Source organism: Prevotella sp. P2-180 (genome assembly GCF_002251435.1).
Lineage (GTDB): Bacteria > Bacteroidota > Bacteroidia > Bacteroidales > Bacteroidaceae > Prevotella.
Genome location: NZ_NPJI01000103.1, coordinates 67,000 through 81,928 on the forward strand (window position 1 = coordinate 67,000; position 14,929 = coordinate 81,928).

11 protein-coding genes are annotated in these 14,929 nt (G+C 40.8%); 10 read left to right on the forward strand and 1 reads right to left on the reverse strand.

Annotated features, from left to right (window positions below; genetic code table 11):
* Positions 1-63 precede the first annotated feature (63 nt).
* The 10 genes from CIK98_RS14650 to CIK98_RS14690 all read left to right on the forward strand — a co-directional run bounded on the left by CIK98_RS14650 (position 64) and on the right by CIK98_RS14690 (position 13,502).
* The gene (locus CIK98_RS14650; RefSeq protein WP_094385520.1) at positions 64-564 is read left to right on the forward strand and encodes a very short patch repair endonuclease; all 501 of its coding nucleotides are present in this window, start codon (positions 64-66) and stop codon (positions 562-564) included.
* A 406-nt stretch (positions 565-970) separates the two neighbouring features.
* Positions 971-3,037, forward strand: coding sequence for a DUF2075 domain-containing protein (locus CIK98_RS14655; protein WP_094385522.1), 2,067 nt, complete (start codon positions 971-973; stop codon positions 3,035-3,037).
* 27 nt (positions 3,038-3,064) lie between these two features.
* Positions 3,065-4,240: a YhcG family protein gene (locus tag CIK98_RS14660; RefSeq protein ID WP_094385524.1), complete on the forward strand. Its 1,176-nt coding sequence runs from the start codon at positions 3,065-3,067 to the stop codon at positions 4,238-4,240.
* Positions 4,237-4,437, forward strand: coding sequence for a hypothetical protein (locus CIK98_RS18770; protein WP_172409972.1), 201 nt, complete (start codon positions 4,237-4,239; stop codon positions 4,435-4,437). Before CIK98_RS14660 ends, CIK98_RS18770 begins: the two co-directional genes overlap by 4 nt.
* 158 nt (positions 4,438-4,595) lie before the next feature.
* Entirely contained in the window at positions 4,596-7,688 is a 3,093-nt protein-coding gene (locus CIK98_RS14665; RefSeq protein WP_094385526.1) for a DUF3427 domain-containing protein, read from the forward strand.
* Positions 7,689-7,694: 6 nt separating this feature from the next.
* Positions 7,695-8,087 (forward strand): (deoxy)nucleoside triphosphate pyrophosphohydrolase, encoded by a 393-nt coding sequence (locus CIK98_RS14670; protein WP_094385528.1) that lies wholly within the window; start codon positions 7,695-7,697, stop codon positions 8,085-8,087.
* A 104-nt stretch (positions 8,088-8,191) separates the two neighbouring features.
* Positions 8,192-9,031 carry a DNA damage-inducible protein D gene (gene dinD, locus CIK98_RS14675; protein ID WP_094380120.1) on the forward strand — a complete coding sequence of 280 codons (840 nt, stop codon included), beginning with the start codon at positions 8,192-8,194 and terminating at the stop codon, positions 9,029-9,031.
* A gap of 42 nt (positions 9,032-9,073) precedes the next feature.
* Positions 9,074-9,385 (forward strand): hypothetical protein, encoded by a 312-nt coding sequence (locus CIK98_RS14680; protein WP_094385530.1) that lies wholly within the window; start codon positions 9,074-9,076, stop codon positions 9,383-9,385.
* A gap of 77 nt (positions 9,386-9,462) precedes the next feature.
* Entirely contained in the window at positions 9,463-11,205 is a 1,743-nt protein-coding gene (locus CIK98_RS14685) for an McrB family protein (protein ID WP_094385532.1), read from the forward strand.
* Positions 11,205-13,502, forward strand: a complete 2,298-nt coding sequence (locus CIK98_RS14690; RefSeq protein ID WP_094385534.1) for an LlaJI family restriction endonuclease — start codon at positions 11,205-11,207, stop codon at positions 13,500-13,502. Before CIK98_RS14685 ends, CIK98_RS14690 begins: the two co-directional genes overlap by 1 nt.
* Before the next feature lie 4 nt (positions 13,503-13,506).
* Here CIK98_RS14690 and CIK98_RS14695 read toward each other — a convergent pair whose 3' ends face one another.
* Entirely contained in the window at positions 13,507-14,664 is a 1,158-nt protein-coding gene (locus CIK98_RS14695; protein ID WP_094385536.1) for a hypothetical protein, read from the reverse strand.
* Positions 14,665-14,929 lie beyond the last annotated feature (265 nt).

Sequence of the window (14,929 nt, forward strand, 5' to 3'; positions counted from 1 at the left end):
CAAATTAAAAAATCCCCTCATTTCCTTTGCCGTTTCAGAATTAATTCGTAATTTTGCGGCAAGATGGATAAGATGACAAAGGAGCAGCGCCACCGTTGCATGGCTGCAATAAAGAGCAAGGGAACACGCCCCGAGATACTTGTGCGCAAGTATCTCTTTGCCCGTGGCTTCCGCTATCGCCTCAACCATCCCCGACTCCCCGGCCATCCCGACATCGTACTGCGCAAATACCGCACTGTCATCTTTGTCAACGGTTGCTTCTGGCATGGACACGAAGGTTGCGACAGCTTCAAGATGCCCAAGACCAACACCGACTTTTGGGAAAACAAAATCCGACGCAACAAACAACGCGACATCGACGAACAACGCCAGATAGCCTCAATGGGCTGGCACTGCATCACCATCTGGGAATGTAAGCTCAAGCCCCACTGCCGCCAGCAAACTCTCGACTCCCTCGCCCTAACCCTCTACCGCATCTACCTCGCCGACCACACCGTCCGCCACTACCGTCTGCCCGACTCCGAGGATATCCCCATGGCGGCCGAGCCTGCACCCGAAGAATAACATCTCCCCTTGATGTATCTTTATTCCGCCTCGTATAGGGTTTTACCTCGTATAAGACCGCCCTCTTCATGAATAACGAAATAAAAATCCCCTCATTTCCTTTGCTGTTTCAGAATTAATTCGTAAATTTGCGCTGTAAAGTGTGTACATACGTGCACACTAATCGAATGAAACAACAAAAAAAATAACAATATAACATCGTAATTATATGACATAAAACGAAATATAAATTTTTGACATCCCTGACTCGACTGAGGTACCAAACTTGCGAATAAATAACGTCAGTTCGGTTTAGGCAACGGATGTCTGCGCTCTCAACTACGGGGCGTGGACTGGAAACGAGAAAGAGGGCTTTTTGTTTGCCCCTCCGAATTGTTAAAGTTTTAAGTGTGCAACAAGTATTATTATGGCTGCTAAAAGATTTTACTATTCTGACACTATTACAGATTTTTTGAATCGCAATACAGATGAAATCATTGGCAAACTCACATTGTCTTCACAACACGACATCAATGATGAGACTGCTCAGTCGTGGACAGAAGAAATATTGACTCTTCATAATACCCTTTTGCCATATTCTGGCAATGGAAGTGTCTATTTCGAGTACAACATTCCACGAATGGGACGTCGTGCAGATGTTATTGTGGTTATTAATGGAATAGTTTTTGTTTTAGAATATAAAACCTCAGAACAGAAATTCCAACGTGACGCAATTTTACAGGTCTGGGATTATGCACTTGATTTGAAGAATTTTCAGGAAGGAAGTCTTAATCGTATTCTTATACCAATACTCGTTGCACCCAAAGAGAAGGATTCTCATTGTAAACTCGATCTCAAGCACTTTGAAGATAATGTCTATGAACCTTTAATGGTAAATTCAAATAATCTCGGTAAAGCGTTTGAAAAAGTACTTGATGATATTAAATGCCAACCACAACCGACTTATGATGATGACATTTGGGCAAAAAGTGGCTACTCACCAACTCCAACCATAATAGAGGCTGCTATAGCGCTATACGAGGAGAATACTGTTGAGGATATTACAAAACATAGTGGAGATATTGACAAAGCGTCCACAGAATTAAATTTAATAATTGATTATTGCCGTGAAAACAGCCGCAAAGCAATATGTTTCATTACTGGTGTTCCAGGTGCAGGCAAAACCTTAATCGGATTAAATACCGCCATCGATCAGTTCAATCGTGGCGAAAAAGCAGTCTATCTTTCTGGCAACTTCCCTCTCGTCGAGGTGCTACAAGAAGCATTGACTCGTGACTATATGCGTCGTGAGAAGGTCAAGGCAAAGCAAGAAGGACGCAAACCATGCACCAAGGAAGAAGCCAAAAGTAAGGTCAAGGCTTTCATTCAGATGATCCACCATTATCGCGACCTCTACATAGAAGGAACTGAGGTTGTCGGAAACGAGATAAAGCCTATCGAAGGCTACTTCCAGAGCCATACCGACAAGGCATACATTCCGGCTGAACATGTTGCCATCTTCGACGAAGCCCAGCGAGCATGGACGGGAGAAGAACTAAAACGTTTCATGCGTGAAAAGAAAGGCATCAAGGATTTCCCTTACAGCGAACCAGAATACCTCATCAGTTGTATGGATCGACAAACGGATTGGGGTGTAGTAGTTTGCCTCGTGGGTAACGGACAAGCCATCAACAAGGGCGAAGCCGGATTGACTGAATGGATTGAATCCATCCACAGACGCTATCAGGATTGGGATGTATACATGTCTGAATACCTCATTGACTCTGGCGATGTGAGTAAAGAAGAACTTGCACTTATTAAGCAACAGTTAAAGCCTCGCGAAGATCTTCACCTGAAGATGTCTATGCGTTCTTTCCGTTCAGAGAAGGTTAGCATATTCGTCAACCAACTTCTTGCGTTGAAGAAAGAGGAAGCTGCCGCCACATTGAAGGAACTTGGTAATTATCCAATTGTTCTAACACGTTCATTGGAAACAGCCAAACAATGGTTGCGCGACCATGCCAGAGGTAGCGAACGCATTGGGCTTCTCGCTAGCAGTAAAGCAGAGCGACTGAAGGCTATAAGTATCAACGTGCGCTATCAACCCGACTTTGTCCATTGGTTCCTCGAAGACGACTCGGACATTCGTTCCAGTAATGCCCTCGAAGACACCCTTACCGAGTTCAAGGTTCAAGGACTTGAAATAGACTGGGCATGTGTGGCTTGGGATGCCGACCTTCGCCTAAACAAAGAGCAAACAAGTTGGCAGCACTTACAACTTCGTTCTGGTACCAAGTGGCAGAACATTAACAAGCCCATTAATCAAGAGTACCAAATCAATGCCTATCGAGTCCTCCTTACCCGAGCACGCCAAGGCATGGTAATCGTAGTACCCGATGGTAGTCATGACGTACCACCAGACGAGACACGCAAGCCAGAGTGGTATGATGGCATTTACAATTATCTGAAAGAAATAGGAATAAAGGAGATATAAAGTCTGTTTTAATGGCAAATTCAAGTTATGAGCAATATTCAATTAGCAATAACAGATCCAGAGTACAAGCAATGGATTAGCAACATAGAAAAACGATTCCGACAGCAGCAGATAAAGGCATCTGTGCAGGTCAACTCCAGTAAGATTGAGTTCTACTGGAGCCTTGGTCGTGACATCTGCGAGATGCACGTAGAGGAGCGTTGGGGTGAATCCGTCATCAAGCAGTTGAGCGAAGATCTGCGTCTTGCAATTGATGAAGCCAAGGGACTTACACCTGGCAACTTGTACTATTGTAAGCGATTCTATTCGCTTTATAATCAACTTTTTGAAAAAGTTCCCCAAGTTGGGGAAATATTCCACTATAGTCTGAAAAACGAATCTCAAAGAAGTGAATTGCAAATTGTTCCCCAAGTTGGGGAAATATTTAAGCCATTGCATGCCATTACTGAAAACCGAATGCTTCCGCTTAATATTTTCGCAATTCCTTGGGGACATCACAAGATCATTCTTGATCGCTATGAGAGCGAACCAATGAAGGCTTTGTTCTATGCCGCCAAAACGTTAGAGCACAGTTGGTCAAGAGCCGTACTGGAGAATATGATGGGCGATAAGGGTAAAGGCAATGGCCTCTATGAACGTCAAGGCAAGGCCGTCAACAACTTCCCTGCAACAATGCCTTATCCTACTGGCGACCTTGCTGCCGAAATTATAAGCGACCCATTGAACATGTCATTCCTGAAACTGAAGACAAAGTATGACGAGCATACGCTGAAACAAGCCCTGATTCGTCACGTCAACGACCTGCTGATGTCACTCGGAACAGGATTTGCCTACATACGAAATGAATACCTGCTTTCTGTTGCTGGCAAGGAACAGTTCTCTGACCTCTTGTTCTACAATACTAAGTTGCACGCATACGTAGTGGTTGAGGTCAAGGTTACGGAGTTTGAATCATCCTACCTCGGTCAGTTATCTGGCTACATGTCACTCGTTAACCACATATTGAAAGACGAAATTGACCGACCTACCATAGGCCTTCTCATCTGCCGCAGTAAGAACAACGTCTTTGCTCAGTATTGTCTTGAGGGCTACAACCAACCCATAGCTATCACAGCATACGAGGGCATACAGATTCTGCCTGAGAACTTCAATGACACGTTGCCAAGTATTGAGGAATTGGAAGCAGAGATAGAAAAACAATGAGAATTGTAATTTGCGCAAATCTCCAAAATGGTATGCCGCATTTACAAAAAAAGATACTTGTGCGCAAGTATCTCTTTGCCCGTGGTTTCCGCTATCGCCTCAACCATCCCCGACTCCAAGGATATCACCATGGCAGCCGAGCTCACACCCGAAGAATAACATCTCCCCTTGATGTATCTTTATTCCGCCTCGTGTAGGGTCTTACCTCGTGTAAGACCGCCCTCTGCAACTATAACTAATAAAAAAATCCCATCATTTCCTTTGCTGTTTCAGAATTAATTCGTAAATTTGCGCTGTAAAGTGTGTACATACGTGCACACGAAGCGAATGAAACAACAATTTATAGAACACGCCAATGAAGCTGAAAGAAGGTTCGTACGAAAACATCATAACAAACGAACTGCAGCAAGATATGAACCTTGCTACAGACAATGGATTAGTATGCCGGAAAGAAGATATAGACGATGCGGAGGCGCCTTCTATGTTAACAGAACATATCAGTAAACTTATTCATAACCGATTGACAGCTGACGATTTGACCTCCGAGGAAAGAACTGATTTTGTGAATCGGCTCATCGATTTCCTTGAAGAAGACGCGGAAGAAAAGATTGCCGATGAAAAACAAATGCTGACGGCGGTTGTGTCAAAACAGAAAGAAGCGACACTAAGAGCAACAAAGACAGAGATAATAAGACCACTGACAGGATTCAGAACAAGTAGCCTGTTTACAGGAGGAAATAGTGACATTCCCTTGAATTCAGAAATTCTACGAGACATACAAAGTGCTGACAGAATATATCTTATTGTCTCTTTCCTTAAACTGTCAGGGGTAAACCTGGTATTCGACGAACTGAAGAAATTTTGCAGTCATCCAGACCACAAGCTACAAATCATTACAACAACTTATTGCGGTGCGACAGAGGCAAAAGCTGTGGAACGTCTTGCCTCGTTGCCAAACACGGAAATTCGAATTTCGTATAACAGCACAGTGGAACGACTGCATGCCAAATCATACATCTTTGAACGCAATTCAGGGTTTAGTACAGCATTTATCGGCTCCTCAAACCTTTCTAAATCAGCACAGACAGATGGTTTGGAATGGAATATAAGAGTGACTAATGTTGAAAATCCTCACATAATTAAAACCGCGCTGGCAACATTCAATCTCTATTGGAACAGCAGTAACTTTGAGGATTTTCGTATTGGAGGAATTGAAAAGCTACACAAGGAACTGGCAATAGAACGTCAACCCAAAGAAATGCATATTGGTTTACTAACTAAATATGCCATTCTTCCACATCAAAAAATGATTCTTGACAAGCTGGCTGTTGAAAGAGACAACGGAATAAAAAGAAACCTCATAGTCGCCGCTACGGGTACAGGAAAAACTGTCATTTCGGCATTCGACTATAAGAATTTCCAGACACAGCATCCGAATAAGTCAAAACTGCTGTTTGTGGCTCATCGACAGGAAATACTAAAACAAGCCCTTTACACATACAGGAGTGTGTTGAGAGATGCAAACTTTGGTGACATTTGGGTGGGAAGCCAAAAGCCATGCAACGGGATTGACCATTTATTTGTCTCAGTCCAAACCTTCAATTCTCGTTTTGAAGAGATATTCAGCATGCTACCGGATGACTATTATCAATATATCGTTATCGACGAATGTCACCATAGCGTAGCTGACAGCTACAGGCAAATTCTGTCTCATTTCAGTCCAAAGCTTCTTATAGGCCTTACAGCCACACCTGAACGTATGGATGGCGAAAGCCTGTTGCCTGACTTTTGCGGAATGATTAGTGCCGAAATACGTCTTCCAGACGCATTGAGCGCAGGTCTTCTCACCCCGTTCCAATATCTTTGCATAAGCGACAATACAGACCTTACTGATGAAGACCTTATGTTGGGTAACAAGTATATCGCTACAAAACTAACTGAAAAGCTTTGTAACTTAGAACGAGTGGGGCTTATCATCGACAAACTTCGATATTACCTTCCCGATGAGACAAGATGCAAGACACTTGGATTCTGTTCTACCAAAGAGCATGCAAGATATATGTCCGAACAATTCCGCAACTATGGACTGAGGGCAGACTATCTCACATCTGACAAAGGCGATGAGCGAGAGATACTCAACAAAAAGCTGGCAAAAGGGGAAATAAACTATCTATTTGTCGTTGACATATTCAACGAGGGTGTGGACATCCCAGAGGTCGATACTGTGTTGTTCCTACGTCCTACTGAGTCGTTGACTATATTCCTTCAACAGTTAGGTCGTGGACTGCGTCTTTCGCCTGGCAAACAACTCCTGACCGTTTTCGACTTCGTGGCACAGCTAAACAAGAAATATGACTTTACGAGTCGTTTCCGCAGCCTGATGGTACGCCAGGACAAAAGTGTTATCGACCAGGTAAAGAATGGCTTCACTCTCTTACCACAAGGTTGCGCAATTCACATGGAAGAGAAAGCGCAACAATACGTTCTTGACAACATTAAAGCTGCCATTTACAACAAAAGAAGACTTATTCAGGAGCTTCGTACATACGCTCCTGTTCCTACTCTTAAGGAATTCATCGACAATAACGGCCAAGATGTACGCCTGATATACAAAAATGGTTGTTGGACAAGTTTGAAACAGGAAGCTGGATTATGCACATACAAAGAAGACGAGAACACGCGAAGATATGAGAAAGGATTGTCCAATCTGACCCACATCAACAGTGTGACATATCTACGTTTTATTCTCAGAACTATAGACAATCTCAACAGCCTGAGCTTTGAAGGTGAAAACGACAACACCTTTGCCACGATGTTATATTACACACTATATATAGACAAAATAGGCAAGACAGGTTTCCGAACAAGAGAAGAAGCCATATCTACACTTCGGGATTATCCTCTCTTTGTGAAAGAGATAAGGGAACTTTGCGAATATCTTTTGTCGCAAATATCCAACAAGACGTTTGCCGTAGGAGAAGGAATGCCCTCAATGTTAGAACAATATGGATGTTATACACGAGAAGAAGTGTTCACCATTTTCGGGCGACAAACAATAGACAAGCGCATGCAGGGAAGTGTGGCAGGTGTTTTCAAAATAGAAGAGTTGAACACCGAACTATTCTTTGTTACACTAAACAAGTCGGAAAAGGATTTTTCACCTACCACACAATATAACGACTATGTAGTCAGCGAGAAACAATTCCATTGGCAATCACAAAACACCGACTCTCATCAGCACAGTGGTAGCCGTTTTGTCAATCAGCAGAAAAACAAGAAGAAGTTCCTTCTTTTCGTTCGTGAATACAAACGTGACGGATTTGGCAACACATGTCCGTTTTACTGCTTCGGTCTCGTTGACTATATATCATCACGAGGCGACAAACCCATGAGTATTGACTGGCGGATGCATCACGACATACTTCCACAATTCGTAAAAATAGGATAAGAAAATATGAAACATATAAACGTAGTCTGTGCAGTAATTGTCAACAAAGGAAGAATCTTCGCTTGCCAGCGTGGTTATGGCGAGTGGAAAGACTGGTGGGAGTTTCCTGGTGGAAAAATAGAACCTGGGGAGTCGCCAGAAGAAGCTCTACAGAGAGAAATCCGTGAAGAGCTTGCCATCGACATAACTATCGATAGCTATCTTACAACCGTGGATTACGACTATCCCGACTTCCACCTCACCATGCACTGCTATCTCTGCCACCTGAAAGATGACACCCTGCCTCATCTCCTTGAACACGAAGCAGCAAGATGGCTTGGCAAAGATAAACTGGAAGAAGTGAAATGGCTTCCGGCGGATGTTGAAGTGATTAAAGCATTGAGTGATTCTAAAGAATAAATCTATCTGATACAAAAAATCATTAATTATCTATGGTTTATTTGCGAGAATAATAATAAAGTTGTATCTTTGCATAATATTTATAATTGTAGATTATTATCGTAATGAAACAAGAAGAAATAAGGCAACTGTTTCAGCAGTTTGAACAAGTAGCATGTATTTCCGGAGATGTGGAATGTTGGAGTGCAAGGGAACTATGTGAGTTGATGGGTTATACACAATGGCGTAACTTCATAAATGTCATTGACAAAGCTAAGGAGGCCTGCAAAAACGCAGGACAAAGTTTGGCTAATCATTTTGCTGACACCAGCAAAATGATAACGTTAGCAAAAGGTGCTGAGCGTCAGATAGATGACATTATGCTCACACGATATGCTTGCTATCTTGTAGCACAAAATGGCGACCCACGCAAGCCCCAGATTGCCTTTGCTCAAACCTATTTTGCAGTACAGACACGTCGTGCTGAATTAGTAGAACAACGTTTACTGGAATGGGAACGTGTAAAAGCACGCACAAAGTTACAGGAAACAGAAAGGATTCTTTCTGGAGTACTATATGAGCGAGGTATCAATGACAAGAGTTTTGCTGTAATACGCTCTAAGGGTGACCAAGCTCTTTTCCGCTTAAATACAGCGACCTTAAAGCGTAAGATGGGGATTCCATACAAACGACCCTTAGCAGACTTTTTGCCCACCATTAGCATTAAGGCAAAAGACTTTGCAGCTGAGATGACAAGCGTTAATGTGCAAAGTAAAGACCTTCATGGAGAAATTGGCATTACGAGAGAGCATGTCGACAACAATGCCGCTGTTAGAAAAATGCTTGTAGAGCGTGGCATAATCCCAGAGAACCTTCCAGCTGCAGAAGACGTTAAGAAAGTCGAAAGAAGGTTGGCAAGTGAACAAAAGAATGTGCTGGGAAACAAAAACAAATCAAAAGTATGAGGACAAATGATATTTGTATAATAGATTTTGAGGTAGATTTATATGGCATCTTTGGAAACATATAACATAGCAAACAATAAGGCATTCCAAGAAATTTGGAATGATGCCTGTGCGGAAGGTTTTAAGAACTTTTTTATATATCAGAATGAAAAGGACTTCCATAGATATATACCTGAGGAAGTATATGGTGTATTCGATTGTTATGGAAATTTTGTTGGAGATTTGCTCGAAACTGATTTCTGTAATTTTTTCAATGATGACACCATTATCAGTATTGATGAGTACCTATCATACGATCATACAAGAGATAAAGCAGAGGATTATCCCTACAGACATAGGCAACTACTTCGTTAATAAGGATAGGATGGATGCCATTCCTTATATAAAGAAAAAAAGAACGATAATTGTTATAGTTGAAAAATTGGGAAAATATGAATAAGAACAATCCACATTCATTAAAACAAGAATTCACAGAATACGCAAGGACGTGTATTTTGTCAAGAAGACCATCTGACAAAGAAGATTTCGTAATCGGTCGTTCCGCTGCCGATAGCTATGTTTCATTTGTAGAGGTCGATAAACTTTTTAGTTATAATCCTGAGAAATGGAAAGATATCAATAGTATTTTCGATATTGATAGTTCTGAAAAAATAAAAGAAATATATCTTGAGTTAATCAGTGACAGTGGGTTTAACCAAGTTGACAGTCAAGGAACCAGCCAATATTTCAGAAGCAATGCCATCAAGCAATACTATTGTTTTTTAAAAGCAAGAGAAGTTGTGCTTGGCAAAACCGCGACCAACTCATATCTTGATAACCATTCCGAAAGCACACAAAAAGCAGATAACAGTGCATTTCAAATCATATATTATGGTGCCCCTGGCACAGGAAAGTCTCATCGTATAAAGAAAGAGCTGAAGCAGATGAATGTGCCTAAGGAGAACATCTTCCGCACTACATTCCATCCTGATAGTGACTATTCTTCGTTTGTTGGTGCTTATAAGCCAACTATGAAACCTGTTGATGAAAAGTATAGGAATGTAGTGGGTAAAGATGAAGAAATTGCATACTCTTTTGTCCCTCAGACATTTATAAAGGCATATATCCAGGCTTACAAGAAGCCAAACGGGAATGTGTATATAATCATTGAAGAGATAAACCGTGGTAATTGCGCTCAGATATTTGGTGACCTATTCCAATTGCTCGACCGTGATGATAATGGTGTGTCTGAATATCCGATTAAAGCCGACTCTGATTTGAAAATGTATCTTGAAGGGGAACTCGGAAAGAACCATGACGGCATAAAAGACGGGGAACTATGCCTTCCATCCAATCTATACATTTGGGCAACAATGAATACAAGCGACCAAAGCCTATTTCCTATTGACTCTGCTTTCAAGCGCAGATGGGATTGGGAATATGAACCTATCAAATATATGAACAAGGATTGGGGAATTGAGGTTGGCGGTAATATGTATTCCTGGACATCGTTTCAGAAAGAAGTCAACAACAGGATATTCGAAGCGACAAATTCTGAAGACAAAATGTTGGGCGATTTCTTCGTCAAACCAAATAACAGCGTTATTTCTGAGAAACTGTTTATTAATAAAGTACTGTTCTATCTGTGGAATGATGTCTGCAAGGATGGAGATGGCGACATCTTCAAAACTGACGACAACAAGGAAGTGAAGTTCTCTGACTTATATGGTGAGAATGGAACAGATATAATGCTATCAATGATGAAATATTTAAATGTTGCTCTTCTCCCAGAAAAAAAAGAAGATAATGAAGTTGATAATAATGAAGACAATACGACTTCTTCCAATGGCCAAGAGAGAAGACAATACAAATATACAATCAATGATTCTGCAGAACAATACAGCACCCCACAAGCTGTAAAACATATCATTGAAGAATATGCAATTGAACACGAAAACATTTCCGTTGAGGAAATGATAGAGTTCTGGAATAGAATATCAGAAAGAAATAATTGTTTGCGCGCTTCTTGGGAGCCATCTCCAAATGACAACCAATCCTTTGCAAATAAAAGGTATCAACCCATTCGATGGGCAGACAAAACCGTATGGGTAATTAGTGGTTGGACGGAAGATATATTTAAGAGATTCATTCACAATGTTAAAAAAGAACTTAAAATAGAAATCAAGAAAGTATAATGCTTCTATTCATCGAAGGCTACCCATACAATCTGAACTCCATTGTCAAAGATGGGCTTTCAGTTAGAGACATACTCAAGGATGTAGTGTCTGTTCCTGTAAAGGAAGAATACTATGCTTTTGGGTATGTGGGCTATTGTTATAGTAAGGCGGCAAAGGATGTGATATTCTTCTTGCCAAAGGTGGTCTTGACAGGAGAGCGCAATGAGGAAAATGGGGATGACACCATTTTCGGTGCTGCACCACATGACATAATCGACTTTAGTTCAGATACCATCAAGGAGAAATTCACAGAAGAAGGAAGCAAGGAATACAAGGAGTTTCTTTCAACCTTGTCAATATGGATTTACCGCACAATCAGCGTATATAAAGAGACACATAACGACAATATTCTTGAAAGCAAAGAATATCAGGGGGAAAGCAGAGGAAAGAAGATAAAGCACAACACTCTTCTTGATGTGATTATCGCTCTTCGTGACTTCAACAAGAACAACCAAGATTTCTTCACTTTCATTGCCAAAAATGTTCATACTGGAGTAAACAAAATTCAATGGCAGAAAACAATAACATCTACCAACCCAATATTTCTGAAAGGGCAACCCGTTTACACTGACCCTGTAAACAGAAAAAAAATGGTGAACTTTGACGAGGAACTCCTTATCATTTTCTTCTCTATCCTCAACTATATCAAAGAAGAGCATGGCTTCTCGTTTTATATGAATATCAACTATCAACTGATTACTCATGACAAGATTAAGCGCTCTTACATAGGGAAAAAATACGGTTGCCGCAGACTGAAGCAGATAAAATATAAATATTTCTCAGACAAGGCTCTCAGAATATGGGACTTATGTTATGCTTTCTTCGACAAGGAATACAAAATTTCCATCAACCGACAAGCAGAGGACTTCCTGCTTGCCAAGGACTTCGACCACATATTTGAGGTGATGATCGACACACTGATAGGTGGTGAGGACAAGAACAAGTTGCCAAAGGAACTGACGGAACAACGCGACGGAAAATTGGTTGACCACATGTTTATCGGACAAGGACTTATAGAACAATCTAACTTGCCTGCGGAACTGACTTACTACATTGGCGACAGCAAATACTATAAACGCTCAAAGAACGACACGGTGGTTCTTGGCGACAAGTCTATCTACAAGCAATACACATACGCCAAGAATGTAATCCAATGGAATATGAACTTGTTCCTTGATGATAGTGATGACGGTGAACAACCTCAGTTGCGTGATGCGTTGACTGAAGGGTATAATCCCATCCCCAACTTCTTCATCAGCGCAAGGATTCCAAACAAGAAAGAGGGCTGCAAGTTTCTTTCATTTGATGATGCCCAATTAGTAGAGCAGGCTAATGGAGTGCAATTTAACCGACAGTTCGAGAATCGCCTTTTCGACCGCGACACTCTCCTGCTATGCCACTACGATGTCAACTTCCTCTATATCGTGTCACTTTACGGCAGGGCTAACAAAAGCAAGCAGGCTACATGGAGGGAATACGTAAGGAAGAATTTCAGACAAAAGATACAGGAAACATTCAATAAGCTATATACGTTCCGTACTATCCAGCCTCGTGCAGGCAAGGATTGTTATCAATTCCTGAAAGAGAACTTCAGCCAACTGAATGGTAAGCTCTATCGTTCCAAATCAAACAAGAACTATTTGGTATTGGCGTTGATGAGAGGAGATGATGAGAGCAAGGCATTGTGGCAATCATTAAGCCTTAGACAAGCATCAATAGAAAAAGAGATTACCGAAAACAACAACATCATAACAAAACTTCAAAGCCATTTCTATGTCAGCGATGAATTCACTCTTGATGAGGAATTGCAGATAGATGATTTACCAAATGTTGGCACATTGGAACCACTGCCCGAGGAATCAAAGAAACAAGGAGTTTTAATGGTGATGATGGAAAACTACGAAGCAAAACGTCCTAAGTTCCTTCCTGCAGGCAAGATTGCAATAGGTATCAAATATACAAGAGACGGCATTGAGATAGCAGAAAACCTTCAATCAATAGGATATGTACTTTTTCATACACGTAATGTAGAAGACCAGCATCTTTTCCATGCCAAGAACGTTCGTTTGGTAAAGAGTGTAGATGAATTGCCAAGTGATATTTATAGAAATATACAAACGACAGAGATGTATGTTTTAGTCGATATTGACAATGCAGAAGAGTTAGACTCTTCAAACATCAATGCCGCAAAAAAAGCATATACTCGAGAAACAAGATATGATGCTCAATTCTCTTTGATTAATAACCTCTATTAATATTTCATGATTTACGCAGGTTATGCTCCAATGGTTCCTTTACGTAATTACCAGATTCTTCATCATACCTATATGTATATTTTATAACAAAATCATCTATTGTAAGACTATCATTACATAGAAACTCTACGATTGACTGCTTCTTGGACAGTATATAATCTACTGCAGACAAGGGAACCTGATACAATAGTTCGGGAGAACTGGGTTCCCCTCCGACTCCTATTATAAACCATATAGAAATAGAGGTATCATCGCTATATGACTTGAACAACTCTATTCTCTCAGGGGAGAATACTTCCTTTTTAAGACTTGTCGGTAACTTCTTTCTCCACTTACATTCCAATGCCACTTTCTTCCTATGATCTAAAGAAATGACAAAATCAGGATAACTGTTGGATTCAGGGAAGACACCTGCGATTGACTTGTCTCCCCTCCACTCCAACAACTTCATGGTATTTCCCTTGCTTCCAATACCTAATAATTCTAACAATACAAAATCCTCAAACTCACGCCCTTTCAATAACTGTTCTGGAAGCGTAATAGAAGATATTCTGTTTTTTATAGAAAGGTATGGTCTTCTTAGCCTTTTATGTATTTCATGCACACCAAGGTCTTCATAAAACATCCTTAATAATGTTTTGTCTTCGCCAACAGTCCAACGATAGTTCTTTTTGCCAAGCTCTTCTGCCGCCATCTGGGTATCTCGATTCAACAAATATTCAACATTTTTCCTGCCTGCCAGAAGTGAAAATATTGATCCATTGGAATTGACATACCCACAGACAATTTTGTCTGCCATATTAACTACAAATTCATTTCTTAGTCTTGGTGTCTGACCTGCCCCATGAGGTTCATCTCTTTCTAATACCAAGATTAGCATACGGCCTTCCTTTAAAGCCATCTCTATCTGCAGATTGTACACATCAGTAAACCTTTTCATAACGACCAATATCGTAGGTACTTTATGAACGAGCAAAGATGTCATTACTTCAAATTCCATTTCTGTGGTCTTGAAGCACATCACACAATCTGTTTCATAAAGATTTTCTACCCAATCGAATATTATTGGATATATTTCATAAGGAGTATGCTTTGAACAGAGGAAAAGAGTCTTTTCTCTTTCCAACAATTGCTCATTACCAATCTTGTTTATTATTCTCATTTGAACAGTTTAAATTTTCCGCTTCAAAGGTACATAATTGTTTTCACTTAACAAAGAAAAATAATAGAAATTATTCGATAATATTCTCTTTGCGTCAGATAATAGATAAACGTGATGGATGCATGCAAGGCCGTTGGACTGCCAGAACCTGAATATGGTACTGACGGGGGATTTGTATGGATTACATTTAAGCGTCCGAACTATGACACTAACTCTTACACTAATGAAAAATCATGTTTATCGCCTTGAAGAGGATGGTGGACTT